Below are 25,844 nucleotides of genomic sequence, written 5' to 3' on the forward strand. Positions count from 1 at the left end.
GGGGGGCTCGGCCCCCCGGGTTAGCATGCGAGATGCCCAGGTCCGCGCCTTATGCGGACAGGGCACCCCGCCCTTGAGCCCCCGGTCGGGATCGAACCGACGACCTCCCGTTTACAAGACGGGTGCTCTAGCCATCTGAGCTACAGGGGCGCGGGCCTCAGCATAACGTCCTGATCTGTGGTCGCCATCTTGGCAGGTCGGGTAAAAACAAATACGGTGGCGGGGCTGTTCCTTCTACTCGGATCGTCCGGCACGTTCCTGCCGGTGGAAAGGAAGTCGATTCACCATGGCTACCGTCACGTACTCGAAAGCCTCCCGGATCTACCCGGGCTCTGAGCGGCCCGCGGTCAACGAGCTGAACCTCGAGATCGGCGATGGCGAGTTCCTCGTCCTGGTCGGCCCCTCCGGTTGTGGCAAGTCCACCAGCCTGCGCATGCTCGCCGGTCTGGAAGATGTCGACCGCGGTCAGATCCTGATCAACGACAAGGACGTCACGCACCTCCCGCCGAAGTCCCGTGACATCGCGATGGTGTTCCAGAACTACGCGCTGTACCCGCACATGACGGTGTACGAGAACATGGCGTTCGCCCTGAAGCTGCGCAAGACCCCGAAGGCGGAGATCGACCGGGCCGTCAAGGAGGCCGCCGGCCTGCTGCAGCTGGAGGAGTACCTCTCCCGCAAGCCGAAGGCGCTCTCCGGTGGTCAGCGTCAGCGTGTCGCCATGGGTCGCGCGATCGTCCGTCAGCCGCAGGTCTTCCTCATGGATGAGCCGCTGTCGAACCTCGACGCGAAGCTGCGGGTGCAGACCCGTTCGCAGATCGCCACGCTGCAGGCCAAGCTCGGCGTCACGACCGTGTATGTCACCCACGACCAGGTCGAGGCCATGACCATGGGTCACCGGGTCGCGGTCATGCTCGACGGCGTGCTGCAGCAGGTGGACACCCCGCGGGCGCTCTACGACACCCCCGGCAACGTCTTCGTGGCCGGTTTCATGGGCTCCCCCGCCATGAACATCAAGACCGTGCCGCTGACCGAGGCCGGTGCCACGTTCGGCGCGCTGGCGGTGCCGCTGACCCGTGAGCAGGTCGCGGCGGCGCAGAACGGCGACGGCAAGGTCACCATCGGTTTCCGTCCGGAGGCCGCGACCGTCGTGACCGAGTCGGCCGAGGCTCTGCCGATCAAGGTGGACCTGGTCGAGGACCTCGGTTCGGACGCGAACGTCTACGGCCACTCGGACCTCTCGGGCGACTCGGAGCGGTTCGTGGTGCGCACCGAGCGTCGCTACATGCCGCACATGGGCGAGACCATCTACATCAAGCCGAACACCGACGCGATCCACGTCTTCCACGCCACCAGCGGCGCCCGGATCTGACGCGACGTTTTCTGAACAAGGGGGCCGCCCGGTGGGCGGCCCCCTTGTTTTTGTTTTGACCGAAGTCAGCCGGCGAACCGCTCCACCACAAAATCTTCGGCCCGCACGCAGGCGACCACCGAGGTGTTCCACGCGCAACTGCTTCCGCGTACGTCGCGGAGCGGCCCGATCTGCGCCGCCTTGTCGCCCGGGTGCACCCCGTCGAGGAACTGGTCGCCGACCGAGGGGGTCAGGGTGCCGGAGAAGCGCAGCACGTTCCCGGCGTCCAGCCGGGCCGCGGTGCCCGGGAAGTCACTCCACTGCGGCGTGCCGGTCGCGTCGAAGAGCGTGTTCGTCTCGTCGGTCGAGGCGAGCACCGCGTCACCGACCGGGACCAGGGTCTCCACGTCCGGCGCCGGCTTGCGCCAGGCCTCCTTGTGGGTTTCCAGGTCGAACGCGACGACCTGGGACTTGTCGTGCGCGTACCCGATGGTTTCCACGATGCAGATCCGGTTGTCGCCGCACGGTGTCAGGTCGCTGACGTCGGCGTCCTTCGGCGCGGTGTAGACCACGGCGGGTTCGCCGCTGGTGCCGAACCCGGCCAGGTCGTAGGCGAGCAGCCGGTCGGTGCTGGACTCCTCGACGAAGAGCCGGCCGTTGTGTGCCACCGTCTTGTCGCTGGGGTAGGCCACGTCGCGGCGGGATTCGCCGGCCGTGCCGTTCTTGATGTCGATCACCCGGGCGGAGCGGTCGGCGGCGATCTGCACCACCTGGTCGTCGTCGCTCACCTCCGGCGCGAACGGGCGGCCCTGGGTGCCGGCCGGTCCGGTCAGGTCGTCCGGGGTGGTGACGCCCAGCAGGGTGCTGCTCGCCGAGCCGTCCGGGTTGGCGAGCTGCCACTTCTCGTCACCGCTGAACAGCTCGAGGCCGTGCAGCACGCTGTGCTCGTGGTCGTCGACGAGCACCATGCCGGCGCCGAAGTGCACGGTGTCCGAGCTGCCCAGCGAGTAGTCCCAGCGTTTGACGCCGGTGGTGCCGTCGAGCACGACCAGGCGGGCCAGGCTCGTGGTGTAGTCCGGGTCGGAGATCAGTGCGACCGCGTCCGGCAGGGCGATCATCTGTTTCCAGGTCTTCGCCGGGCCGGCCTCGATGTTCTTCCAGACCTCGCGGCCGCTGCCGATGTTGTAGGCGGTCACCGCGGCCTCGCCGGTCTCGACCGTGCCGGCGAAGTAGGCGCGGTCACCGATCACTTCGGCGTCGGCCCAGCCCGAGGTGATCGGCGCGACCGGGGTGAGCCCGCGGACCTGGTCGAGGGCGTGGTAGTCGAGGGCCGGGAAACCCGGCCAGAGCAGGACCGTGGCGGTCACCGCGAGCGCGACGGTCGCGGTCGCGGCCACCCCACCGAGGATCCAGAACCCTTTTTTGTACGACGGGTGCTCCGGTTCCGCGTCCTCGGCGGCGGTCAGCGGATGGGCCGGCCCGCCCTCGATCAGCGCGGTCGGCGGTTCCGGTGCCGGCGCGGGTGCCATCGGGTGCGGCACGTGGTTGTTCGTGAGGTTCGCGGCCGCTTCGGCTTCGGCCCACGGGTCGACCGGGGCGGCGTACCCGCTCGCCGGCTCCTCGGCGGGTCCCGGCGCGGCCATCGTGTCCAGCTGCGTGTCGGTCCGCGGGGGCGGGTCGTTCGGCGTGGTCACGGGAGTCGGCGTCGGCGTGGCAGCTTCCGCGGTGCCGGCCGCGTACCGTACCGGATCCCGGTCTTGATCTTGATCTTGTGGCGCCGGGGCAGTGCTGGTGGCGTCCTCGGAGCCGTCGCCCGGAACTGGCATGTCGTGGCCTCCACCGTCGGGGTATCGGCCGTCATGCTACCCAGCGGCGTCGCGCCGGCAGCGTGTGCCGAATCGTGTCCCGGATCGGCAATTGGAGGCTGAAGCGTGACTTGTCCGTGGCTAGGGTGGCGCCATGCGGATTGAACGCGTGACCTCCGCCGAGGAGGTTCGCCGTGGGGCCGACCTCTTCGACGCGCCGCCGATCGCCGAGGCGACCCACCGTTTCCTCACCGAGACGTCCCATCACCTGCTGTTCGCCTACGACGACGCGAACCGGCCGGTCGGGATGATCTCCGGGGTGGAGACCACGCACCCGGACAAGGGCACCGAGATGCTGATCTACGAGCTCGGCGTGGCGCCGGTGGCCCGGCTGCAGGGGATCGGGACCGCGCTGGTCACCGCGATGGCCGAGCTGGCCCGCAAGAGCGGTTGTTACGGCATGTGGGTGGCGACCGAGAACGACAACGCCGCCGCGCTGGCCACCTACCGGTCCGCCGGCGCGCTCGAGGAGACCACGTTCACGCTGCTGAGCTGGGACCTGCTGGACATCCCGCCCGCCCCGGCGTAGCCGAGCGCGCACCGGTCGCGGTGCGCGCTCGCCGGGTGCCGGTGGTCAGTTGGTGGTGCCTTCCAGGGGCTCCTCGAGCATCCGCGGGTCGTCCACGATGGAGCTCGGCGCGGCGTCCGCGGACGGCACGGCGTCGACCGTCGGGGCGATGTCGGTGGACGGCACGACGGCCGCGGACGGGTCCACCGGGGCGACGGCCGACGGCGCGGCGATGCCGGGCCGGGCCGGGGCGACCGAGGTGTAGGGCGCCGGCTCCGCGCTGTCGACCGGCGCCGCGCTGTCCATCGGTGCCGCGCTGCCGACCGGCGCCGGGCTGTCCGCCGGTGCCGGGTCGTCGCCGGTCGCCGCGCCGTCCATCGGCTCCTGGCTGTTCGTGGCCGGCGTGGTGTCGTCGAGCAGCGGCACCGGGGTCCCGCCGAGCGGCAGACCGGCCAGCCCGGCCGAGTTCGGCAGGGCCAGACGGCGCAGCAGGGAGTCGTCCCCCGGGTCCGTGGTCGACGCGCTCTCCAGGGTGCGGCTGCCGTTCGGCAGCAGCCCGCCGATGATCGGGAGGCGGCCGACGACCGGCAGGCGCGGCGAGCCGCTGTTCGTGTCGGTGAACGGCAGACGCATCGTGCCCTGGGGCCGGTCACCCGGAGTGTCCGGCGCGCTGCCACCGACCACGTCGGCGGCCGGTAGTGCGGCGGTCTTCGGGGACGTGACGTCCGCCTGGGCGGGCGCCGCCACGAACAGCAGGACCCCACCGGCGATGAGGCCGGCTCCGGCATACCACAACTTACGCACTGATCTACTCCAGACCACTTCGGAGGATGGGTCGGATGGACATACCCACCAACTCGGACGAATGGTGTCGGATGGGGCAACGGGCGGCCCCGCCGGGCGGTAACGGCTGACTACGATTCGTGAACGTGAGTGCCGTAACCCGTCCGGATGCCGTCCCACCTCGTGATCTAGGCGGTGATACCCGGCCCCACCTGGTGGTCTGTGGGGCCGACGCACTGGTCTGGACCTTGGCCGAGGAGTTGGCGAATTCCCGCCATCGGATCCGGCTCACGGTGATCACTCCGCATCGGATCCGGCCGGACGTGCCCGACCTGAAGCTGCTCGAGTCGCGCGGGGTCGAGCTGCGCCAGGCCGACCGGCTCGACGAGCGCGCGTTCCGGGAGGCCGGTCTGTCCGGGGCCACCGCGCTCGCGCTGGTGATGCCGGACGACATGGTCAACCTGCACGCCGCGCTCTGCGCCCGCGAGGTCGAGGAGAAGCTGCGGGTGGTGGTCCGGATGTTCAACACCGGGCTGGGCGGCAGCGTGAGCCGGATCTTCCCGGACTACGTGGTGCTCTCCGACGCGCAGATGGCCGCACCGGCGTTCGTGGCGGCCGCGCTCGGCGAGGTGGCGCCGACCCACTTCCGCCACGATCGACGTACGTTGTATGTCGCCCACCGCGGTGATGTCGCCGACCGTGACGTGCTGACCACCCTGGCCACCGAAACCGCGGGCGAGGTGGCGGTCCTGCCGGTCGAACCGGACCCGGGCGCCGCCGAGGCGGACGATCTGGTGCTGGCCGAGGCCACCGGCCGCCCGCCCGGCGAGGACGTGACCCGCCGCCTGCTCAGCCGGGCCGGCCGCCGGCGCCACCCGCTGACCGCTTTCGGCCGGGCCCTGCGCGCCGCGCTCAACCGCAAGCTCGGTGTCGCCGTGGTGATCACTCTGATCACCACGGTGCTGGCCGGCGCGGTGCTGAACGCCTGGGACGGCACCGAGCACGACCTCTGGGAGTCGATCTACGTCACCCTGATGACCGCGGTCGGCTCGTCCGACGTGGAGGAGCAGCGCAACGCGATCGCCCAGGCCGCGCAGCTGGTGCTGACCATCGCCGGGCTGGCGCTGCTGCCGCTGATCACGGCGGCCGTGGTGGACGGGATGGTGAACGCCCGGCTGGCGCTCAGCCAGGGCCGCCCGTCCGGGCCGCTGGACGACCACATCGTGCTGGTCGGGCTCGGCAACGTCGGCACCCAGGCGCTGCGCCAGCTGCACGACCTCGGTGTCCGCGTGGTGGCGATCGATCAGAACGCCGATGCCCGCGGGGTGAAGTCCGCGCAGAAACGCGGCATCCCGGTGATCGTCGGTGACGCCTCGCAGGAGGAGACCCTGCAGGCCGCCTCGATCGCGACCTGTCGCGCGCTCGTCGTGCTCTCCACAAACGATCCGGTGAACCTGCAGGCCGCGCTGCACGCCCGGGCGATCCGTCAGGACCTGCGGGTGGTGCTGCGGCTGTTCGACGACGACTTCGCCCAGCGGATCGAGTCGGCCTTCCAGATCAACACGTCGCGCAGCGTGTCCCGGCTCTGCGCACCGGTCTTCGCCGCCGCCCTGCTGGAACGCAACGTGCACGCCAGCATCCCGGTCGGCCGGCACGCGATCCTGGTCGGCACGGTCACCGTCCAGCCGCAGTCCGAGCTGGACGGTGCGCCACTGTCCGAGGTCGATCAGGCGGGCCTGGCGAAGGTGATCGCCATGTCCGCGTCGTCCGACGAGTGGATGGACTGGCGGCCGGACCCGCGCCGGGTGCTCGCGGCCGGCGATCAGATCCTGGTCGCGGCCCGTCAGCGCGGCCTGCGCGCCCTCGCCGAACGATCGCGGGGCTAGGGCACCATCTCGTCCGCGTCGACGCCCAGCACGGCCAGCTCGTCCGGCTTGTTGACCAGGACCTCGGTCAGGTACGACTGCACCGCCGGGGCCATCCCGACGTCCCGCCCGGCCTTCTCGGACAGCAGCCACTTGTGCTGGATGATCTGCGAGAAGATCTCCTGCGGCTCCAGTTTGCGGCGCAGGTTTGCTGGGACCGCCCGGACCACCGGCTCGAAGACCTCGGTCAGCCAGCGGTGCGCGGCCTGCTGCTCGTCGGTCAGCGCACTCTCGGCGCGGTACGCGTCCAGGTCGTTGAGCAGCTGCCGGGCCTGGTTCTCCTCGGCGTCCAGGCCGGTCAGGCGCATCAGCCGGCGGGTGTGATAGCCGGCGTCGACGACCTTGGGCCGGACCCGGTAGCCGCCGTCCATCGTCGACATCGACACCTCGGCGACGTCGAAGCCCATCTCGTTGAGCCGCCGGATCCGCCGCTCGATGTGGTGCCGGGCGTCCTTGGCGACCTCCTGCTCGTAGGTCACCTCGTGCCACAGCCGCTCGTAGCGGGCCAGGATGTCGTCGACCACGGCCTCCGGGTCGATCGACTCGTGCAGCAGCTCGGCGGCCTGCAGGTCGAGGCACTCGCCGAAGATGTTCAGCCGCATGATCTCGATGTCCTCAGAGCGCTGCCCCTCGGAGAGTTTCGGGTAGAGGTTGCCGGTCTCGGCGTCCACCAGGTAGGCGGCGAACGCGCCCGCGTCCCGCCGGAACAAGGTGTTCGAGAGCGAGCAGTCACCCCAGGAAAAACCGGTCAGATGCATGCGTACGACCAGCGCGGCCAGCGCGTCGAGCAGCCGGTTCATCGTCTCCGGGCGCAGCACCCGGGAGAACAGCGCCCGGTACGGCAACGAGAACTGCAGGTGCCGGGTGACCAGCACGGTCTCCAGCGGCTCGCCCTCCGGGGTCTGCCGGTCGGTGGCGATCGCGATGGCCTGCACCGCCGGGAAGTCGATCCGTTCCAGCGCGCGGAGCAGGTCGTACTCCTTCTCGGCGATCCGCTCCCGGGTCTCCTTCATGGCGTAGACGACGTCGTTCAGCTTCACGAACCGGACGATGTGCCGCGAGATGCCCTGGGGCAGGGCGACCAGATGGTCGGCCGGCCAGTCCTCGAGCGGGATGTGCCACGGCAGGTCCAGCAGCGCTGGGTCGATGAGAGCGGAGGTGATGCGCACCGCCCAAGTGTGCCCGTTCAGCCAGCGCGTCGCGGTGGTACGTGGCTCGTTACACAGGTGCGAAAACGCTTACGACGTACCGGGAGTGGCATGCGACGCAAGACAGGGATCGTCGTCGGAGCATGTGCCGCCCTTGTGCTGGCCGGAGTGGCCGGCGCGGTGACGGCGACACGGGGTGGTGATGATCCGGTCGGCATCTGGCATCAGGCGCCGGGCGTGCCGCGTACCCCGGTAGGGGTGGCGGATTCGCTGCCGGCGGTCGCTCCTGAATCACCGGCCCCGTCGGCCTCGTCCGTTCCTGATCAGCCGGCGTCGCGGCGGTCACCGCGGGCCACGGTGTCGCCGGACCCGTCGCCCACGCCGGCCGCCTCGAATCCGGACCGGGTTCTGGAGTCCGCCGCCGTCGAGACGGCCACCGCCGCCGCCCCGAGCGACCCCGGCGGCCAGCAGGTCGGAGAGCTGCTCACAGTCGGCAAGGTGCTCGGCTACACCGCCGGGCCGGCGAAGCAGACACTGAGCTATCCGGGCGCGTCCTACGTCAAACCGCACTTCTCCCGGATGTCGCTGCTCCCCGGCGACTACGTGACCGTCTCCAACCCGGCCAACACCGAGTCGTACCGGTACGAGCCGGGGACCGGCAAGGACTGGGGCATGTCGATCACCGGGGACACCGCGGTGGTCGAGGTGCACCGGGCCGACGACGCGCTGGGGGAGCCGCCGGCCGCCGACGGGATGGGCGTGGACATCGACCGGGTGGCGCGCGGGTTCAGTCGTACCGAACAGGCTCGTGTCCCGGAAAAAGCCACCGTGCGGCCGGGCCGCAGCGGCCGGGAGGAATCGGTCTGCGGCAACGACACCTCCAAGGACGCGGTCTGCTACCAGTCGGCGGACCCGGTCGCCTACAGCAAGTCGAAGGCGATCGCCCGGCTGCTGATCAACGGCACCGAGCTGTGCACCGGCTGGCGGGTCGGCGCGAAGAACCGGATGCTCACCAACAACCACTGCCTGACCACCTCGGAGCAGGCCTACGACACCGAGGTGTGGTTCAACTACCAGTGCGCCAAGTGCGGCGGCTACGACGTGTTCAAACCGACCAAGGTGTGGGGCAACGAGGTGATCTCCACCGATCACCTGCTCGACTACACGCTGTTCAGCGTCGACGGCTTCGACACCATCGGGCAGTTCGGCTACCTCACGCTCGACCCGGCGCGCCCGGCCAAGGGGACCGAGCTCTACGTGCCGCAGCACCCGGCCGGTGAGCCGACCCGGATCGCCGGGGCCAAGGGCGACAAGGCGAGCAACTGCGCGGTCGACAACCCGGACTACACCGGGTACGCCGCGCACTCCGACGTCTCGTACCTCTGCGACACCGCCGGCGGGTCGTCCGGATCCCCGGTGCTGTCCCGCCGGACCAACAAGGTGGTGGCCCTGCATCACTTCGGCGGCTGCCCCAACTCCGGGGTGCGCGGCGACCTGCTGGCCGCCAAGTTGCGCCAGTACCTTTAGCTTTGAGGCGTGACCACGACTGTTGCCGACCGCCGCACGCTGCCCTGGTGGCCTGACCTCTTGCTGCTCGCGGCGCTGGCGGCGCTCACCGTGGCGCTCGTCCAGGGCCACCTGTTGACCCTGGACCAGCGGGTGGCCGACTGGGCGCTGACCCATCACGCGCCGATCCCGTACTGGACCGCGCGGGTCCTCAACTACGTGGGCCAGGGTGGTCAGGTGCTGTCGCCGATCGCGCTGATCCTGAGCGGTCTGCTGGTGTACCGGACCCGCTCGGTCCGGGCCGCGCTGCCGTTTCTCGCGGCCTACGTCATAACGTATTTGACCATCGGCCCCATGAAGATCTACTTCGATCGCGCGGCGCCGCGGTTTTCCGGCCCGTTCAAGGTCGAGATGTTCAACCCGGTTGCGAGCGGCGACAAAGCCCGCAGCTACCCGTCCGGGCACGTGGCGAACTCGCTCGTCTGGTTCACCGTCTTCGCCATCCTGGCGGCCGCCCTGCTGCGCCGCACCCTCACCCGCTGGGAGCGGTTCACGCTCGGCGTCCTGCCCGTCGTGATCGTTTTCTGCACCACGGTCTACACGGGCTTCCATTGGCTCACCGACTCGGTGGCCGGGCTGCTGCTGGGCGTCGTGCTGGCCCGCCTGCTGATCCGCCTCCCCTGGGACCGCATCCCGTTGCCCGACCTGCGCGGTTGGGAACGGCCCGCTTTCTTTTAGTACGGGTGGGGGCGCACGCCCGCAGGCGTGAAGCCACGCCCGGTGGTGATCTCGCGCCCCGCCGCTGCCTCTCGCGGCCGCAGCGCGGCTCCCGGTCCTGGGGTGCTTTCGCGATGCCGCGGCCTCTCCGCGGCCGCAGCGCGCCTCCCGGTTGCGGGGCTTTCGCGATGCCGCTGCTTCTTCCGGCCGTGGCGCGCCTTCCGGTTGCTGGCTGGTTCTGAGGGGTGTCTCCGGCCCCCGGAGACACCCCTCAGAACCAGCCGGGACCTTGCCGCCCGGCGCGGTCAGTCGGTGCTCGGGTCGTGGGAGAGGCGGTCGAGCAGGGCCGGGACCTGGGCCAGCAAGTCCTGCTCGGCCGGAGTGAGGGTGGTGGCGATCCGGGCTGCCACCCACTGCTGGCGCGCGGCCCGGTCGGCGTCCAGTGCGGTCGCGCCCTCCGCAGTCAGCATGATCACGAAGCTGCGGGCGTCGGCCGGATTGGCCGCCCGGGTGACGAAACCGGCCGTGACCAGCTCGCCGACCGTACGGCTCATGCTCTGGTGTTTCACCCGGCGCAGCGCGGCCAGCTCGGCGATCGTGTGCGGCCCCTCCCGGCTCAGGTAGCCCAGCGTCTCGGCGTGGGTGCCCGGCAGCGTGTCGGCGTGTGCCCGGGTGGTGCGGACCAGCCGCCCGACCGCCTGCCGCAGCTGCTCCGCGATGTCCTCGGTGCTCGACGCCATGCCGGAACTCTACAACACTGTTGTACAGTTCGAGATGTACAGCAAGGTTGTACATCTGCGAGGAGGCCCCGGATGGAACTGATCAAACACGGCCACGCGGGCGTGACGCTGGAGCACGAGGGCCGCCGGCTGGTGATCGACCCGGGCGGTCTGACCCCGGAGGACGTCTTCACCGGCGCCGGCGCCGTCCTGATCACGCACGAGCACTTCGACCACTTCAGCGGGGAGAGACTGGCCGCCGCGCTGGCCGCCGACCCGGCCCTGCAGGTCTGGACGAACGCCGCGGTGGCCCGCGCGTTCGACGGCGACCCGGCGCGGGTGCACGTGATCGGCGCGGGCGACGCGTTCACCGCGAACGGTTTCGAGGTGCGGGCCTACGGCCAGTGGCACGCCGAGCTGTACCCGGACATCCCCCGGGTGGCGAACGTCGGCTTCCTGGTCGACGGGACGGTCTTCCACCCCGGCGACGCGCTCACCGTGCCGGACGTGCCGGTGCGCACCCTGCTGGTCCCGATCCACGGCCCGTGGTCCCGGGTCGCCGACCTGATCGACTGGGTCCGCGAGGTCGAGCCGGAGCAGACCCTGGCCATCCACGACGGCGCTCTGAACCCGGTCGGCCTGGCCATGCTCGGCGGTTTCCTCGGCGCCCAGGGCCCCGCCCCGACCGGAGTCCCCTACACCCACCTGACCCCGGGCGAGCGCCACACCCTGCCCTGACCCCGGATCGTCCTCCCGATCGCGTTCCCGATCGCGTGGGGAGTTTCGGTGCGCTCCGCACCCAAAGTCCCCACGCAGGGTCGAGCTGCTGGTTGTGTGGGGAGTTTCGGTGCGGTGCGCGCCGTAAGTCCCCACGCAAGGTTGAGCTGCTGGTTGTGTGGGGAGTTTCGGTTCGCTGTGCGCCGTAAGTCCCCACGCAAGGTTGGGCTGCTGGTTGTGTGGGGAGTTTTGGTGCGCTGCGCGCCCAAAGTCCCCACGCAGGGTTGTGCTGTGGGTCAGGGGGCTGGGGGGAGGCCGGCTTGGAGGACCTGTTTGCGGGTCAGGTCGGGGGTGAGGACCACGATGTCGGCGCGGAGGCCGGGGGAGAGGGCGCCGCGGTCGGTCAGGCCGAGCAGGCGGGCCGGGGTCGTGGACGCCATGGTGACCGCGCCGGTGAGTGACACACCGGCGGCGACCGTGTTGCGGAGTGCGACGTCCATGGTCAGCGTGCTGCCGGCGATCGAGCCGTCCCGGGACAGCCGAGCCACCCGGTCGGCGACCACGACCGCCTGGCCGCCCAGCTCGTACGAGCCGTCCGGCATGCCGGTGGCGTCCATCGCGTCGGTGACCAGGATCGACCGGGCCGGTCCGGCGCTGCCCGCGGCGAACTTCAGCATTCCCGGGTGCAGGTGGATGTTGTCGGCGATCAGCTCGACGGTGGCGGTCGAGGAGAGCAGGCCGACCACCGGGCCGGGTTCGCGGTGGTGCGGCGGGCGCATCCCGTTGAACAGGTGGGTGGCCACGCTCGCGCCGGCGGCGACACCGGCGTGCGTCTGATCGTACGAAGCGTCGGTGTGCCCGATCGCCGCGAGCACCCCGGCGTCCCGCAGGAACGTGATCGCCTCCAGCGCGCCGTCCAGCTCGGGGGCGACGGTCATCATCCGTACCGCGCCCTCGCCGACCTTGATCAGCTCGGTGAGCTCGGCGGGCACCGGGTCGCGCAGGTACTGCGGGTTCTGCGCCCCGCACCGCACCGCCGACAGGTACGGACCCTCGAAGTGGATCCCGGCCAGCACCCCCTCGTCGACGAGCGGCTGGAAGCCGAGCGTCGCCGACCGCATCAGCGCGAACGGCGAGCTGACCAGGCTGGCCAGCATGGTGGTCGTCCCGTGCGCGAGGTGGAACGCCGCCGCCGCGCGGGCCGCCGCCGGGTCCCCGGTGGTGAACGTGTGCCCGCCGCCGCCGTGGCAGTGCAGGTCGACGAAGCCGGGCACGATCACGTCGTCGCCGGCGGTGTCGTCCGGGACGATCCCGGCGATGGTCCCGCCGTCCAGGTCGAGGTGGCCGGTGACGATCCCGCCGGGGGTGACGATCCGGCCGGAGATGCGGGTCATGTGGGTGTTCCCAGCGAGTCGAGGGCGAACAGGGCGGCGCCCAGGCAACCGGCCCGGTCACCCAGGGTGGCCCGGACGATCTCGGGGGTGCGGTGGAACGTGACCCGGCGGGCGAACGCGTCCCGCACCGGGTTCAGCAGGTCGTCGCCGGCCTCGGCCAGCCCGCCGCCGAGCACGATCGCCTCGACGTCGTAGAGCGCCTGCCCGGTGAGCAGCCCGTCGGCGAGCGCCTCGACCGCGTCCTGCCACACCTGGCCGGCCAGTTCCTCACCGGCCGCGGCCCGGGTGGCCACGTCGAACGCGGTCGCGTCGGTACGGCCGGACAGTGCGGCGTACCGTCGTCCGATCGCCCTCGCCGACGCCTCGGTCTCGAGGCAGCCGCGTTTGCCGCAGCCGCAGGCCAGGCCGTCGGGGCGGACCGTGACGTGCCCGATCTCGCCCGCCGCGCCGTGTGCGCCGGAGTACCCGGCACCGTTCACGACCAGCCCGCCGGCGATGCCGGTGCCGATCCCGACGAACAGCACGTACCGCCAGGCGTGCCCGGCGCCGAGGCGGGCCTCGGCCAGCGCGGCGGCCCGTACGTCGTGACCGAGCGCCGCCGGCAGCCCCACCCGCGCGGAGATCAGCTCACGCAGCGGCACGTCGCGGAAGCCGATGTTCGCCGACCAGACCGCCACGCCGTTGACCTCGTCGACCACTCCGGGCACGCCGATGCCGACCGCGACCGGGGTGAGCCCGTCCGCGCGCGCCTTGCCGGCCAGTCCCTCGGCGATCGACAGGATGTTCTCGGTGACCGCGTCCGGGCCGCGCTCGGGCAGCGTCGGGTGGCGTTCCTCGTGGTGCACGGTGCCGTCCGGGCGAACCAGCGCGCATTTCATCCCGGTACCCCCGACGTCGAGGGCGACGACAACCGTCACGGCTGTTCGGGGAGCACGATGGAACGCGTCAGTCCACTCGGGTTGTCCGGGTCGAGGCCCTGGGTGGTGGCCAGCAGCACGGCCACCCGCTGAGCGAGGACCAGGTCGGCCATCGGGTCGAGCGGCGCGCGGCCACCGACCCAGCGGCCGAGCGAGGCGTACCCGCCGTGGTGGCGGCTGTGCACGAACGCGGCGCCGCGGGCCTCCACCTCGTCGGCCAGGCCGGCCGGCACGTCGCCGAACGCCCACACCACGCGGCGCGGCCGGGCGATCGAGATCGGGCCGTGCCGGTAGTCCATGGCCGGGTACGACTCGGTCCAGAACCCGGCGGTCTCCCGGCACTTCAGGGCGGCCTCCTCGGCCAGGCCGACGGTCCAGCCCCGGCCCAGGAACGTGATCTGGTCGGTGAGCGCGGGGTGCACCGGCAGCGGCAGCCGGACGGCCACCTCGGCGTCCATCGCGGCGACCTCGATGTCGTGGCCCAGGTGTGCCCGGAGCAGGGCGAGCACGCTGGTGGCGAAGCGGGTCTGCACGACCGACTGCTCGTCGGCGAAGTCCAGCACGACGGCGTGCCCGGCGATCTCGGCGGCCGGCTGGGCCGGGTCGGCGGTGATCACGGTGACCGGGGTGTTCTGGCCGACCTCGCGCATCACGTCGAGGGTCTCGGTGGTGGTGCCGGAGCGGGTGATCGCGATCAGGCGGTCGTACCGGCGTCCGTGCGGGAAGTCGGAGGCCTGGAAGGCGTCGGTCTCGCCGTGCCCGGCCTGTTCGCGGAGCACCGCGTAGGACTTCGCCATGAACCAGGAGGTACCGCAGCCGACCACGGCGACCCGCTCCCCGCGGGCCGGGAGCCCGGGCGCGTCGGCCAGTTTGGCCGCCTGCCGCCAGCAGTCCGGTTGGCTGGCGATTTCCGCCTTTACGTGCGTCATGCCCTCATCCTCACCGGTTGTGCTGCGCATTCGAGCTCGGTACCCGGGTATTTCGCGCGTTATTGTGCTCATGGCGCTGGCGCGGGGGCAAGTACCCTTCGGCCCTTCGCGCATCGGGTCGCTTTGCTTCCCGGCCTTTCGCGCACTAATGTGCACACACTTATCATGAAACGTGCATCGGGGAGTGTCGGGTGGACCGGTACGCGCGGTGGAATGCCCTGCTCGAGCTACTCACGGACAGTGGCCGGGTAACGGTCGAGGAGGCCGCCGAACGCCTGGACGTCTCCCAGGCCACCATCCGGCGCGACTTCGATCAGCTCGCCCAGCAGCAGATGATCACGCGAACCCGGGGTGGCGCGGTCGCCAACGGCGTCTCGTACGACCTCCCGCTGCGCTACAAGAGTGCCAAGCATTCGGCCGAGAAACAGCGGATCGGCGAGGCTGCCGCCCGGCTGGTCACTCCGGGTACGGTGGTCGGCCTGAACGGCGGCACCACGGTGACCGAGGTGGCCCGGGCCCTGGCGGTCCGGCCGGACCTGAACGCCGGTGGCGAGGGTTCCCAGCTGACCGTCGTGACGAACGCGCTGAACATCGCGAACGAGCTGCTGGTCCGTTCCCGGATGAAGATCGTGGTGGCCGGCGGCGTGGTCCGCCCGCAGTCCTTCGAGGTGGTCGGCCCGCTCGGCGGCGCCCTGCTCCGGGAGGTCACGCTGGACATCGTGCTGCTCGGCGTCGACGCCCTGGACGTCGAGCTGGGCGCCGCGTCGCACCACGAGGGCGAGGCCGCGATGAACAGTCTGATGGTGGCCCGGGCCAAGCGGGTCGTGGTGATCGCGGACTCCTCGAAGCTGGGTGGCCACGCGTTCGCCCGGATCTGCCCGATCACCCAGGTGGAAACGCTGGTCACCGACTCCGGCGCGTCCTCCTCGGTGGTCGCCGCGTTCCGCGACGCCGGAGTCGACGTCATCTGCGCCTGACCAGGCCGCGGGCAAAACCATCAGATACCGCGGACGGCTCCCGGGATTGGCGTCGATCACTTAGGGTGCGGCGAATGACCGCCGTACTCGAGATATCAGGACTGCGTAAGACGTATCGCAGCCGTAAGGGTGTCCGGAAGGCGCTGGACGGCTTCGACATGGTGGTGGAGGCCGGTCAGGTGCACGGCTTCCTCGGCCCGAACGGCTCGGGCAAGACCACCACCCTGCGTACGCTGCTCGGCCTGATCAAACCGAACGACGGCCGGATGGCGATCCTCGGCCGGGAGGTGCCCCGGCTGCTGCCGGAGGTGGCCGGCCAGGTCGGCGCGATTGTGGAGAGCCCGCAGTTCTTCGGCAACTTCACCGCCGAGACCACCCTCTCGCTGCTCGCCGACGCCGGCGGGGTGAACCCGCACCGGGTGCCCGCGGTGCTCGAGCTGGTCGGTCTCCGGGACCGGTCGAAGGAGCGGGTGAAGACCTACTCGCTCGGCATGAAGCAGCGCCTCGCGGTGGCGTCCGCGCTGCTCAAGGAGCCGAAGCTGCTGATCCTGGACGAGCCGGCCAACGGCCTGGACCCGGGCGGCATCCGGGAGATGCGCACGCTGATGCGCACCCTGTCCGAGTCCGGGATGACGGTGCTGCTCTCCAGTCACATCCTCGGTGAGATCCAGCTGATCTGCGACTCGGTGACGATCATCGCGGCCGGGCGGCGGGTGACGAGCGGCTCGGTCTCCTCGGTGCTGGCCACCCATGCCTCGGCGACGGTCAAGGTGCGCCTGGAACCGGGTGTCGACCTGGCCGGCGCGGCCGCGGTGCTGCGGGCCGCGGGCGCCGCGGTCACCCTGGAGAAGGACCACTTCACCGTGGGGAACGCCAGCAACCCGGCTCAGATCACCAAGCTGCTGGCCGAAAAGCAGATCTACGTCGCCGAGCTGACTCCGGTCTCGGCCGACCTCGAGGACGTGTTCCTCGAACTCACCGGCACCGCGCCGGTCGACGGGGCGAACCGGCAGGTCGACCAGGTGGCGGCGACGACGACGCAGGGCGGGTGGGGTCAGTGAGCCTGTACAAGGCGGAGACGCGCCGGCTGGTCAAGCGCCGTTTCACCAAGTTCTTCGTGCTCCTCACGGTGCTCGTGCTCGGGCTGGTCGCGGCGGGCGTGGCGTACTCGAACGAGAAGGCCACCCCGGCGTCGCTGCAGGCCGCGCAGGCCCGCGCGGACAGCAGCTTCGCGGAGGACACCAAGTCCGCCGAGCGGGACCGGGCGGACTGCGCCGCCAACCCCAGCCAGTACGGCGGGGACTGCGACAACCTCTGGACCCCGTCGAAGGACGACTACCAGGCGGCCGATTACCTGACGTCGCAGTTCGACTTCCGGGACAGCTTCCCGGCCATGCTGATCACGCTCGCCGCCCTGCTGGCCCTGGTCGCGTTCGTCATCGGCGCGTCCTTCGTCGGCGCCGAGTGGAACAGCGGCGGCATGATGAACCTGCTGCTCTGGCGGCCGCAACGGATCCGCGTGCTGTCCACCAAGCTGGCCGCCCTGCTGGTCTCGCTGACCGGCCTGACCGTGGTGGTCGGTGCGGCCTGGACCGGCCTGTTCTGGCTGATCGCGAATCTGCGCGGCACCACCGAGCGGATGACCTCGGGCGTCTGGCAGTCGATCGGCCTGATGGGCCTGCGCGGACTGGCCCTGGTATTGGTGGCCGGTGCGATCGGGTTCGCCGTCGCGTCGATCGGCCGGCACACGGCGGCGGCCCTGGGTGCGGCGATCGGGGTGATCGTGGTGTTCCAATTCGGTCTGGCGATCGTGCTGGAGCTGGCCCGGGCCCGGTTCTACGAGGCCTACCTGTTGCCGGCCTGGTTCGTGGCCTGGATGTTCAAGTCCTACGAGGTGTACGACACCTACGGGCCGTGTGAGTACTCCGCGACCGATGGCTGCACACAGGCGTCGTTCACCATCACCTGGCAACTGTCCGGGTCGGTGGTGGCCGGTCTGACGATCATCATTGTGGGTGCCGCAATGTGGACGATGCGTAAGCGCGACATCACCTGATGTAACGTTCGCGAGGGTCATCGGTGGCGATTATGCTGGTGATCCTCGCGAAGACATCCGTGCCGACCAATACCTTGCCTCCGGGGAGTGCCATGCAGCCCGCCGCCGAACCGACCGGTGACCAGCCGGTCGAGGAGCAGCAGCACATCCCTGCCCCGCGCGCCGCCGAGCCCGACGCGCCGCCGGCGCCGGCACCGGCCGCTCTCACCGAGCGGGACCTGGAGATCCTGGCCTTCGAGGCCAAGTGGTGGAAGCACGCCGGCGCCAAGGAGCAGGCGGTCAAGGACTCCTTCGGTCTCTCCTCGACCCGGTATTACCAGCTGCTCAACGCCCTGCTGGACAATCCGGCCGCGCTCGAGCACGACCCGGTCCTGATCGGCCGCCTGCGGCGCCTGCGATCGGCCCGGGCCCGCACTCGTCGCCGTTGACCGGTCCGCTCACGGTTGATGTCTTCTCACGGTTGGTGACTTTCCGCGTACGACGCCAGCCACGCGACCTGGTCCTCCTCCAGTGACGGACGCACCCGCTTGCGCGCGGTGTCCACGTTGGCGGCGGTGACCGTGGCGGCCTCCAGCGAGTCGCGCATCGCGGCCAGCGCCGCCTCCCGGATCAGCGCCGAGCAGTCCGCCGCCGAGAAACCCTCGAGTTCCGCCCCGAGCGCGTCCAGGTCGACCGACGCGTCCAGCGGCACCGCCCGCGACGACGCGCGCAGGATCGCGGCCCGGGCCGGTCCGTCCGGCGGCGGCACGTAGACCATCCGCTCCAGCCGGCCGGGCCGCAGCAGCGCCGGGTCGATCAGGTCCGGGCGGTTCGTCGCACCGATCACCACCACGTTGCGCAGGTCCTCGACCCCGTCCAGCTCGGTGAGCAGCGCCGCGACCACCCGGTCGGTGGTGCCGCCGTCGGTGCCCTGGCCCCGGCGCGGCGCCAGCGCGTCCACCTCGTCCAGGAAGATCAGGGTCGGCGCGGCCTCCCGGGCCCGGCGGAACAGCTCCCGGACCGCCCGCTCGCTGTCACCCACCCACTTGCTGAGCAGCTCGGCGCCCTTGACCGAGAGCACGTTCGCCTTGCCGGTCCCGGCGATCGCCTTGACCAGGTACGTCTTGCCGCAGCCGGGCGGACCGTAGAGCAGCACCCCGCGCGGCGGGGTGACCCCGAGCCGGGCGAACGTGTCCGGATAGGTCAGCGGCCACAGCACCGACTCGGTGAGCACCTGCTTGACCTCGACCATGTCGCCGACGTCGTCGAGGGTCACCGCGGCCACCTCCAACGTGGAGTCGGCCATCGAGGTGGGCTTGACCACGGCCAGGGCGTCCTCGAAGTCGGCCATGGTGACCGCCAGCGGACCCTCGGCCCCGTCCCGCGCGCCGACGTGCCGCAGCGCGGTCCGGACCGCGGCCTCCCGGACGAGCGCGCCGAGGTCGGCCACCACGAACCCGGGTGTCCGGCCGGCCACCTCGTCCAGGCTCACGTCGTCGGCCAGCGTCATCGGGTGGGTCAGCACGTTCAGCTGCTCGCGCCGCATCGCCAGATCCGGCAGGGGCACGCTGAGCTGCACGGCGAGCCGGCCCGGGGCACGCAGCGCCGGGTCGACCGCCTCCGGCTTGCTGGTGGTGCAGACCACCGCGGCACCGGCGGCGAGGGCCTCGGCCAGCACCTTCTGGAAGACCGTGGCCAGCGGGCCCGGCTGGTCCCGGGGCGCGAGCGCCTCCACGTCCGAGATCAGCAGGACGGTGGGCCCGGCACCCTGCACGTCACCGGCCAGGTCACGCAGGAGACGGGCGGCCGCGTCGTTGGTCAGGGCGGCCAGTTCGGGTGCCCAGATCGTACGAACAGAGGCATTGACCTGGGCCGAGACGGCCCGGACCAGGGCGGACTTCCCGGACCCGGCCGGTCCGGAGATCAAAACGCCGAGGCTGACCGCGGTGCCGACCCGGGCCAGCACCTCGCGGTGGTGAAAGCCCAGGTCGAGCAGCTCCTCCAGCTCCTTGGCCTGCGGCCGGAGGGTGGGCAGGTGATCGAGGCTGACCGGGGCGTCCTCCGGGACGCCGAACGCGGCGGGCAGCTCCGGGCGGACGATCCGGAGCGCGACGGTGCCACCCCGCGGCGCCGTCGCCGCGCCGTCCTGCCAGGCCACCTCGGTGTCCGCGCCGACCAGCGCGGCGTCCGCGCCCTGCACGTCGACCACCCGCACCAGCGCGCTGGTCCAGCCGTAGCCCATCCGGTTGGACAGGCTGTGCCGGGCCGCCTCGACCAGCGAGCGGTTCTCCGCCGTGGGCAGCACGTCCTGCGGCAGCAGCGACACGTCGTCGCCGGGGCTGACCATCTTGCCGAGCAGCGCCAGCCGCAGCAGCTCCGGCGAGACCACCGCGACGACCTCGGCCGGCCCGGCCAGGGTCACCCGGCGTGCCGGCCCGGCCGGGATCGGGGCGACCCTGACCTGCACACCGTCCCGCCCGCCGAGGTTGCCGAGGGTGAGGTCGTCGGCGTAGAGCAGGGTCCAGGTCTCGCTCTCCTCGGCCCGCAGCGCGATCGCGGCGGTGGTCCGCGTCCCGGCCAGCCGCACCGGGTCACCCGGCTCCAGCTTCAGCGCCGTCATCACCCCGGGGTGCAGCCGGACGACGCCGCGCCGGGCCTCCAGGGCCGCGAGCTGCGGGGTCGCGGTCAGGGGGATCTCGTCTTCCACCGCGGGTGCTCCGATCGTCCGGTCTCCGAGCGTCCACGCTATCCGCACCGGGCTCGCCGGACCGTCCCCTTGATCTTGTGGGGCTTCACAGCCGCTGCTCAGGCGGGCCCGGATAGGTTGAGCGCCATGTCAAGGTTCCCCCGGGTGACCCGGCGCCGGGCGGTCACCGCCGCGGTGGTGCTCGTGCTGCTCGCTGCCGCGACCGTGTGGGCGGTGCTGCCCGAGCGGGCCGCCTGGACCGCGCAGGATCTGCGGATCACGGTCCGGTCCGGCCCGGGCGGTGACGAGCCGGTCGAGTTGGACGCCCGGTTCCTGCTGCCCCGGGACCGTTCCGGCAAGGTGCCCGCGGTGCTGCTCGCGCACGGTTTCGGCGGCACCAAGGCCTCGGTGAGCTCCGACGCCGAGTCGCTGGCCGAGCGTGGTTACGCGGTGCTCACCTGGACCGCCCGCGGGTTCGGCAAGAGCACCGGCGAGATCCACCTGGACAGCCCGGACTACGAGGTGAAGGACGCGCAGCGGCTGCTCGACTGGCTGGCCGCCCGCCCCGAGGTGCAGACCGACGCGACCGGCGACCCCCGGGTCGGCGTGGTCGGCGGGTCGTACGGCGGCGCCCTCGCCCTGCTGCTGGCCGGCCAGGATCAGCGCGTCGACGCGATCGTCCCGTCGATCACCTGGAACGACCTGAGTCACGCCTTCCTCCCGCAGTCGGCGAGCACCGACGCCACCGGGGTGTTCAAGAAGGGCTGGGCCGGCGTCTTCTTCGGCGGCAGCGCGGGTGGCGACAACCCGGCCTGCGGGCGGTTCGCCGCCGACGTCTGCGCCACCTACCTCTCGATGGCCACCACCGGTGTCCCGGACGCGACGAGCCTGGCGCTGCTGCGCCGGTCCAGCCCGGCCACCGTGCTCGACAAGATCAAGGCACCGACGCTGCTGATCCAGGGCGCTGTCGACACGCTCTTCCCGCTCTCCGAGGCGGACGCCAACGCCAAGGGCATCGCGGCGGCGGGCACCCCGGTCAAGGTGGCCTGGTTCACCGGCGGTCACGACGGCGGCGCCGGTCCCGGCAACGACCAGGACCGGGTCAAGTTCCTCACCGTCCAGTGGCTCGACCACTACCTGCAGGGCAAGGGGAGCACGCCGAGCGGCGACTTCACCTTCTCCCGGGTGGCCGGGTTCTCCGCGCTCGACCGCGATCTGGTCACCAACGGGTATTCGACGAAGGCGTACCCCGGACTCACCGGAACCGGCGCCGCGGACCTCGCCCTCACCGGATCGGCGCAGCCGATCGCGAACCCGCCGAACGGCAACCCGGCGGCCATCTCCGCGCTTCCCGGCCTCGGCAGCCGGCTCAGCTCGCTGCTCAGCGGCAACGTCGCCACCGACGTGCCGGGGCAGCACGCCACGTTCGACACCGCGCCGCTGACCGGCGCGATCGAGGTGGCCGGCTCGCCGACGGTGCGGCTGCGGGCCGCGTCGCCGACCGGCGAGGCGGTGCTCTTCGTCAAGCTCTACGACCTCGACCAGAACGGTTCGCCCACGCTCAGCGCCGGCCTGGTCGCCCCGGTCCGGCTGACCGGCCTGCCCAAGGACATCGCCGCGGCGCAGCCGGTGACCGTGACCCTGCCGGCGATCGTCCGGCAGCTCGAGCCCGGGCACACCCTGCAGGTCGTCGTGGCCACCTCGGACCAGGGGTTCCTCACTCCGGTCGCGCCGGCGACGTACACCGTCGCGATCGACGGGCAGCTGACGCTGCCCACCCTGGTGGGCACGGCGATCGCCTCGCCCGCGACCCTCTGGTGGTACGCCCTGGGCGCCCTGATCGTCGCCCTCCTGCTCGGCCTCACCGTGCTCCTGCTGGTGCGCCGGGCCCGCAGCCGCCGCCGGGTCACCTCGGTGACCGCCGAGTACGCGGACACCCCGCTGGTCGTGCTCGGCCTGCGCAAGGCGTACGACGACGGTTTCGTGGCGGTCGAGGAGATCGGCTTCACGGTCGAGCGCGGCCAGGTCGTCGGCCTGCTTGGCCCGAACGGCGCCGGCAAGACCACCACGCTGCGGGTGCTGATGGGCCTGACCAAGCCGACCGTCGGCGAGATCTACGTCTTCGGGCACCGGCTGGTCCCCGGCGCGCAGATCCTGTCCCGGGTCGGCGCGCTCGTCGAGGGCCCCGGCTTCCTGCCGCACCTGACCGGCGCGCAGAACCTGCGGGCGTACTGGGAGGCCACCGGCCGCCCGTGGGCCGACGCCCGGTTCGAGGAGGCCCTGGAGATCGCCGGCCTGGGCACCTCGGTGCACCGCCGGACCAAGAACTACAGCCACGGCATGCGCCAGCGGCTGGCGATTGCCCAGGCCATGCTCGGCCTGCCCGAGCTGCTGGTGCTCGACGAGCCGACCGACGGGCTCGACCCGCCGCAGATCGCCGAGATGCGCCGGGTGCTGCAGCGGTACGCCACCGACGGCCGGGCCGTGCTGGTCTCCAGCCACCTGCTCGCCGAGGTGGAGCAGACCTGCACGCACGCCGTGGTGGTGAACAAGGGCCGGATCGTGGCGTCCGGCCCGGTCGACGACATCGTCGGCGAGTCGCCGTCGGTCGCCATCGAGGTGACCGACGTGCCGGCCGCCACCGAGATCCTCAGTGGTCTCGGCGTCCGTTCGGTGACACCGGACGGCGCGAGCGGCCTGATCGTCGACATGAACGGCACACCCCGCGCCGAGCTGGTGGCGTCGCTGGTGCGTGCCGGTGTCGGAGTGGACCGGGTGGTGCCGCGGCGCCGCCTGGAGGACGCGTTCCTGGCCCTGGTGGGCGACAACTCCCGGGGGAGTGGAGACCGATGAGCACGTCGATCGCGGTGGGCTACCGCCCGTCCCGGACCCTGCCGATCGTGGCCGAGATCCGCCGGCAGGCGTCCCGGCGGCGCACCCAGCTGGCGCTCGGCTTCATGGTGCTGCTGCCTCTGATCATCCTGGCCGCCTTCGAGTTCGGCGGCGGCAGCGGCGACGACGACGGCAACGGCGGCGGCGCGTTCAGCAGCCTCGTCGACCTGGCGACGTCCGGCGGGCTGAACTTCGCCCTGTTCTGCCTCGCGGTCTCGGCCGGCTTCCTGCTCGTGGTGGTCTTCGCGCTGTTCGCCGGCGACACCGTGGCCAGCGAGGCGAGCTGGGGCAGCCTGCGCTACCTGCTGGCGATCCCGGTGCCGCGGGCCCGGTTGCTCGCGGTCAAGCTGATCGTGGCGCTCGGCTACTCGTTCGTCGCGCTCTTCCTGCTGGCCGGCACGGGTCTGCTGGTCGGCACGCTGCGCTACGGATGGCATCCGCTGGGCAGCACCATCGCCGCGCAGATCCCGCCCGGGCAGGGTGTGCTGCGACTGCTCGGCATCCTGGCGTACCTCGCGGTGATCCTGCTCGTGGTTGCCGGCCTGGCCTTCCTGCTCTCGGTCCTGACCGACGCGGCGCTGGGCGCGGTCGGCGGCGCCGTGCTGCTCTGGATCCTGTCCAGCATCCTCGACCAGATCACCGCGCTCGGCTCGATCCGCAACGCCCTGCCGACGCACTACAGCGACGCGTGGATGGGTCTGCTCTCCACCCCGGTCCAGACCGAGGACCTGGCGAAGGGCGCGATCTCGGCGCTGGTCTATGCGACGGTTTTCTGGGGTTTGGCGTTCTTCCGCTTCACCCGCAAGGACGTCACTTCCTGACTACTCCCTGTCGCGGTCCAGATCACTCGTGGCCCGCGGTCCGATCACCTTCCGGCCGCTTGCGGCGGCCTGATTGCCTGTCGGTCGCTTGCCGCGGCGTGATCGTCTTCTGGGTGCTTGGCGCGGCCTGATCGTTTTCGGTCATCGCGGTCGTGGCCCGATCGCTTTCGGTCCGCATTCGCGTTGACCCGGGGCCCGGGCGGTCGCAGGATCGGCTGATGGCCGATGTCCTTCTCCGCCCGGCTGCGCCGGACGACGCCGCCGCGGTGGTCGCGCTGAGCGGTCTGGTCCACCCCTATCTGGTACGCGGTGAAGCCGCCATCCGCCGCACGATCACCCAGCCCCCGCCCGGCGAGGACTGGACCGCCTTCGTCGCCGTGACCGACGGCGCACCGGTCGGCTGGGTGGCGGCGATGCGCAACCCGCGATCGGCCGAGCCGGACTTCGGCCAGATCTCCCTGCTCCAGGTCCACCCGGAGGCCCGCCGCCGCGGCATCGGCGACGCACTCTTCGCCGCGGCCGCCGCCCACCTGCGCGCCGCCGGCATCCGCCGCACCACCGCGATCAGCCGCCCGGACAGCCTGCCCTTCGCCCGCCGCCACGGCTTCCAGCCAACCCGCGAACTGCGCTTCTCCGCCCTCAACCTGCCCTCCCTCCCCTCCTCGTCCGGCTCGTCTTCCTTGCCAGGCTCGTCTTCCTTGCCAGGCTCGTCTGCCTCGTCTGCCTCGTCTGCCTCGGCCGGAGAGGCGGACGGTATTCGGCTGATGTCGTTGCGGGAGACGACTCCGGAGGCCCTCTACGCCGCGGATGTGGCCGCCGCGACCGACGAGCCCGGCGACGCCCCGCCGCAGCCGCCGTCGTTCGCGACCTGGCGCTACGACATCTGGGACAACCCGGACCTCGACCACGACTTGAGCATCGCCGCGGTCCTGAACGGCGAGATCGTCTCGTTCTCGCTGCTGGCCCGGGTCGGTACCCGCGTCTGGTCGGACATGACCGCCACAGCACCTGCTCACCGCGGCCGGGGCCTGGCCCGCCGCACCAAGACCGAGGCCCTGCGCCGCGCCGCCGCGGCCGGCGTGACCACCGCCTTCACCAGCAACGACGAGTCCAACGCCCCGATGCTCGCGGTCAACACCCATCTCGGCTACCGCCCGGTAGCCACCCAGTTCGCCTGCGTCGCCACTCTCTGACCCATCACTGACCGCCGCCCCAAGAAAACCCAACCAAGGTCAACCCGCTCCGTTTCGGCACATCTCCCCGCCGAACTCGCCCCGCGAGCAGCAGCGGTTGTCACAACGACCGCGCCACCACGATGGCTGCTCGCCGTTCGGGGCTGGCGACCCGCAGTGGTTGTTAAGGCGGTCGTGACACGGCGATGGCTGCTTACCCGATCGCGGTTGTCGAGCAGCGGTGGTTGTTAAACGGTCGCGTAACCACGATGGCTGCTTGCCGCATTCGCCCTGGCGAGCACCCATGGTTGCCGACCGACCTCGATCCCGCCGCGGGAATGAGCTCGCCCCGGTTGGCTGGTGCTGGCGGCTGTTGAACTGGGCGCGATAGGACCCTCAGCGCCAGCTCGCCTCGGCCGGCTGGTGCTGAGGGTCGTTAAGCCGGGCGCGACACAACCCTGAGCGCCAGCTGAACCTGCTCGGCTGGTTCTGAGGGTTGTCAAACCGGCCGCGACACAACCCTCAGCGCCAGCCGGGTGTGCCCCAATGCCGCTCAGCCTAAGTTGATCTTGATGGGGCGTTGGCGGCCGGAACCAATTGGCCCGCGAGGTCATCCCGGTCGCCCCTCGACCACCCTGTGGGCGGCGAGGGGTGCACATGCCCGCCCGGATGTGCCTGTCGCTGCCGGTCAGGGCGGCGAGAGTCCGCAATGCCAGATCGCGTGCGGCTACCGCCCACCTGGGGCAAGGCCGCGCGGTTAAGTGTTTTGGCTGATTGTCAGC

The 25,844-nt window shown here is 71.3% G+C and carries 21 protein-coding genes and 1 tRNA gene; 13 read left to right on the plus strand and 9 right to left on the minus strand.

The annotated features are described in order from the left end of the window. Positions 1-76 precede the first annotated feature (76 nt). Positions 77-150: transfer RNA gene (locus tag ADL15_RS34955), tRNA-Thr, on the minus strand. A 136-nt stretch (positions 151-286) separates the two neighbouring features. On the opposite strand from ADL15_RS34955, the gene ADL15_RS34960 reads away from it, so the two are divergent. Next, a complete protein-coding gene (locus ADL15_RS34960) occupies positions 287-1,372 on the plus strand; it encodes an ABC transporter ATP-binding protein (protein ID WP_067700200.1) in 1,086 nt (361 codons plus the stop codon). 65 nt (positions 1,373-1,437) lie between these two features. Here ADL15_RS34960 and ADL15_RS34965 read toward each other — a convergent pair whose 3' ends face one another. Next, positions 1,438-3,177 (minus strand): outer membrane protein assembly factor BamB family protein, encoded by a 1,740-nt coding sequence (locus tag ADL15_RS34965; protein ID WP_157441800.1) that lies wholly within the window; start codon positions 3,175-3,177, stop codon positions 1,438-1,440. A gap of 133 nt (positions 3,178-3,310) precedes the next feature. Here ADL15_RS34965 and ADL15_RS34970 point away from each other — a divergent pair, with 133 nt between their 5' ends. After that, positions 3,311-3,745 carry a GNAT family N-acetyltransferase gene (locus tag ADL15_RS34970; RefSeq protein WP_067700205.1) on the plus strand — a complete coding sequence of 145 codons (435 nt, stop codon included), beginning with the start codon at positions 3,311-3,313 and terminating at the stop codon, positions 3,743-3,745. A gap of 45 nt (positions 3,746-3,790) precedes the next feature. Here the strand turns inward: ADL15_RS34970 and ADL15_RS34975 are convergent, their stop codons facing one another. Next, positions 3,791-4,528: a RodZ family helix-turn-helix domain-containing protein gene (locus tag ADL15_RS34975; protein ID WP_157441801.1), complete on the minus strand. Its 738-nt coding sequence runs from the start codon at positions 4,526-4,528 to the stop codon at positions 3,791-3,793. Positions 4,529-4,722: 194 nt separating this feature from the next. Here ADL15_RS34975 and ADL15_RS34980 point away from each other — a divergent pair, with 194 nt between their 5' ends. Beyond that, entirely contained in the window at positions 4,723-6,393 is a 1,671-nt protein-coding gene (locus tag ADL15_RS34980) for an NAD-binding protein (protein ID WP_232344743.1), read from the plus strand. Here the strand turns inward: ADL15_RS34980 and ADL15_RS34985 are convergent. Further along, complete coding sequence (locus tag ADL15_RS34985) at positions 6,390-7,601, minus strand: DUF4032 domain-containing protein (RefSeq protein ID WP_067700211.1); 1,212 nt, start codon at positions 7,599-7,601, stop codon at positions 6,390-6,392. The genes ADL15_RS34980 and ADL15_RS34985 overlap by 4 nt on opposite strands. Before the next feature lie 90 nt (positions 7,602-7,691). On the opposite strand from ADL15_RS34985, the gene ADL15_RS34990 reads away from it, so the two are divergent. Both ADL15_RS34990 and ADL15_RS34995 read left to right on the plus strand, forming a co-directional pair. Then, positions 7,692-9,107 (plus strand): trypsin-like serine peptidase, encoded by a 1,416-nt coding sequence (locus ADL15_RS34990; protein ID WP_067700214.1) that lies wholly within the window; start codon positions 7,692-7,694, stop codon positions 9,105-9,107. Positions 9,108-9,116: 9 nt separating this feature from the next. After that, a complete protein-coding gene (locus ADL15_RS34995) occupies positions 9,117-9,824 on the plus strand; it encodes a phosphatase PAP2 family protein (protein ID WP_067700217.1) in 708 nt (235 codons plus the stop codon). A gap of 284 nt (positions 9,825-10,108) precedes the next feature. Here the strand turns inward: ADL15_RS34995 and ADL15_RS35000 are convergent, their stop codons facing one another. Further along, positions 10,109-10,543, minus strand: a complete 435-nt coding sequence (locus ADL15_RS35000; RefSeq protein ID WP_067700220.1) for a MarR family winged helix-turn-helix transcriptional regulator — start codon at positions 10,541-10,543, stop codon at positions 10,109-10,111. 72 nt (positions 10,544-10,615) lie between these two features. Here ADL15_RS35000 and ADL15_RS35005 point away from each other — a divergent pair, with 72 nt between their 5' ends. Beyond that, positions 10,616-11,260: an MBL fold metallo-hydrolase gene (locus ADL15_RS35005; protein WP_067700223.1), complete on the plus strand. Its 645-nt coding sequence runs from the start codon at positions 10,616-10,618 to the stop codon at positions 11,258-11,260. Between the two features lie 275 nt (positions 11,261-11,535). Here the strand turns inward: ADL15_RS35005 and nagA are convergent, their stop codons facing one another. From nagA to ADL15_RS35020, 3 genes are read right to left on the minus strand one after another with little or no spacing between them, the layout of a single operon-like run. Then, positions 11,536-12,633 (minus strand): N-acetylglucosamine-6-phosphate deacetylase, encoded by a 1,098-nt coding sequence (gene nagA / locus ADL15_RS35010; RefSeq protein ID WP_067700226.1) that lies wholly within the window; start codon positions 12,631-12,633, stop codon positions 11,536-11,538. Then, positions 12,630-13,550 (minus strand): ROK family protein, encoded by a 921-nt coding sequence (locus ADL15_RS35015; RefSeq protein ID WP_067700229.1) that lies wholly within the window; start codon positions 13,548-13,550, stop codon positions 12,630-12,632. Before ADL15_RS35015 ends, nagA begins: the two co-directional genes overlap by 4 nt. Further along, a complete protein-coding gene (locus ADL15_RS35020; RefSeq protein ID WP_067700232.1) occupies positions 13,547-14,479 on the minus strand; it encodes an SIS domain-containing protein in 933 nt (310 codons plus the stop codon). The genes ADL15_RS35015 and ADL15_RS35020 overlap by 4 nt, the downstream gene beginning before the upstream one ends. Before the next feature lie 191 nt (positions 14,480-14,670). Between ADL15_RS35020 and ADL15_RS35025 the strand changes: the two genes are divergently transcribed. The 4 genes from ADL15_RS35025 to ADL15_RS35040 all read left to right on the plus strand — a co-directional run bounded on the left by ADL15_RS35025 (position 14,671) and on the right by ADL15_RS35040 (position 17,940). Continuing rightward, positions 14,671-15,456, plus strand: coding sequence for a DeoR/GlpR family DNA-binding transcription regulator (locus ADL15_RS35025; protein ID WP_067700235.1), 786 nt, complete (start codon positions 14,671-14,673; stop codon positions 15,454-15,456). A 74-nt stretch (positions 15,457-15,530) separates the two neighbouring features. Next, a complete protein-coding gene (locus ADL15_RS35030) occupies positions 15,531-16,517 on the plus strand; it encodes an ATP-binding cassette domain-containing protein (protein ID WP_067700238.1) in 987 nt (328 codons plus the stop codon). Beyond that, entirely contained in the window at positions 16,514-17,512 is a 999-nt protein-coding gene (locus ADL15_RS35035) for an ABC transporter permease subunit (protein ID WP_067700241.1), read from the plus strand. The genes ADL15_RS35030 and ADL15_RS35035 overlap by 4 nt, the downstream gene beginning before the upstream one ends. A gap of 92 nt (positions 17,513-17,604) precedes the next feature. Beyond that, on the plus strand, positions 17,605-17,940 hold the full coding sequence (locus tag ADL15_RS35040; protein ID WP_067700243.1) for a DUF3263 domain-containing protein: 336 nt from the start codon (positions 17,605-17,607) through the stop codon (positions 17,938-17,940). A 26-nt stretch (positions 17,941-17,966) separates the two neighbouring features. On the opposite strand, the gene ADL15_RS35045 is transcribed toward ADL15_RS35040, so the two are convergent. Continuing rightward, positions 17,967-20,213 (minus strand): AAA family ATPase, encoded by a 2,247-nt coding sequence (locus ADL15_RS35045; RefSeq protein WP_394326967.1) that lies wholly within the window; start codon positions 20,211-20,213, stop codon positions 17,967-17,969. A gap of 111 nt (positions 20,214-20,324) precedes the next feature. Between ADL15_RS35045 and ADL15_RS35050 the strand changes: the two genes are divergently transcribed. The 3 genes from ADL15_RS35050 to ADL15_RS35060 all read left to right on the plus strand — a co-directional run bounded on the left by ADL15_RS35050 (position 20,325) and on the right by ADL15_RS35060 (position 25,083). Then, on the plus strand, positions 20,325-23,030 hold the full coding sequence (locus tag ADL15_RS35050) for an alpha/beta fold hydrolase (RefSeq protein ID WP_067700251.1): 2,706 nt from the start codon (positions 20,325-20,327) through the stop codon (positions 23,028-23,030). Further along, entirely contained in the window at positions 23,027-23,890 is an 864-nt protein-coding gene (locus ADL15_RS35055) for an ABC transporter permease (RefSeq protein ID WP_067700254.1), read from the plus strand. The genes ADL15_RS35050 and ADL15_RS35055 overlap by 4 nt, the downstream gene beginning before the upstream one ends. Positions 23,891-24,108: 218 nt before the next feature. After that, positions 24,109-25,083: a GNAT family N-acetyltransferase gene (locus ADL15_RS35060; RefSeq protein ID WP_067700258.1), complete on the plus strand. Its 975-nt coding sequence runs from the start codon at positions 24,109-24,111 to the stop codon at positions 25,081-25,083. Positions 25,084-25,844 lie beyond the last annotated feature (761 nt).

It is taken from the genome of Actinoplanes awajinensis subsp. mycoplanecinus, assembly GCF_001509495.1.
Lineage (GTDB): Bacteria > Actinomycetota > Actinomycetes > Mycobacteriales > Micromonosporaceae > Actinoplanes > Actinoplanes palleronii.

Coding starts and splice junctions, on each gene's coding strand:
- ADL15_RS35055 (WP_067700254.1), top strand. CDS start 23,027: ATGAGCACGTCGATCGCGGTGGGCTACCGCCCGTCCCGGACCCTGCCG.
- ADL15_RS35060 (WP_067700258.1), top strand. CDS start 24,109: ATGGCCGATGTCCTTCTCCGCCCGGCTGCGCCGGACGACGCCGCCGCG.
- nagA (WP_067700226.1), bottom strand. CDS start 12,633: ATGACCCGCATCTCCGGCCGGATCGTCACCCCCGGCGGGATCGTCACC.
- ADL15_RS35005 (WP_067700223.1), top strand. CDS start 10,616: ATGGAACTGATCAAACACGGCCACGCGGGCGTGACGCTGGAGCACGAG.
- ADL15_RS34965 (WP_157441800.1), bottom strand. CDS start 3,177: ATGCCAGTTCCGGGCGACGGCTCCGAGGACGCCACCAGCACTGCCCCG.
- ADL15_RS35020 (WP_067700232.1), bottom strand. CDS start 14,479: ATGACGCACGTAAAGGCGGAAATCGCCAGCCAACCGGACTGCTGGCGG.
- ADL15_RS35030 (WP_067700238.1), top strand. CDS start 15,531: ATGACCGCCGTACTCGAGATATCAGGACTGCGTAAGACGTATCGCAGC.
- ADL15_RS35040 (WP_067700243.1), top strand. CDS start 17,605: ATGCAGCCCGCCGCCGAACCGACCGGTGACCAGCCGGTCGAGGAGCAG.
- ADL15_RS34990 (WP_067700214.1), top strand. CDS start 7,692: ATGCGACGCAAGACAGGGATCGTCGTCGGAGCATGTGCCGCCCTTGTG.
- ADL15_RS35000 (WP_067700220.1), bottom strand. CDS start 10,543: ATGGCGTCGAGCACCGAGGACATCGCGGAGCAGCTGCGGCAGGCGGTC.
- ADL15_RS34970 (WP_067700205.1), top strand. CDS start 3,311: ATGCGGATTGAACGCGTGACCTCCGCCGAGGAGGTTCGCCGTGGGGCC.
- ADL15_RS35050 (WP_067700251.1), top strand. CDS start 20,325: ATGTCAAGGTTCCCCCGGGTGACCCGGCGCCGGGCGGTCACCGCCGCG.
- ADL15_RS34960 (WP_067700200.1), top strand. CDS start 287: ATGGCTACCGTCACGTACTCGAAAGCCTCCCGGATCTACCCGGGCTCT.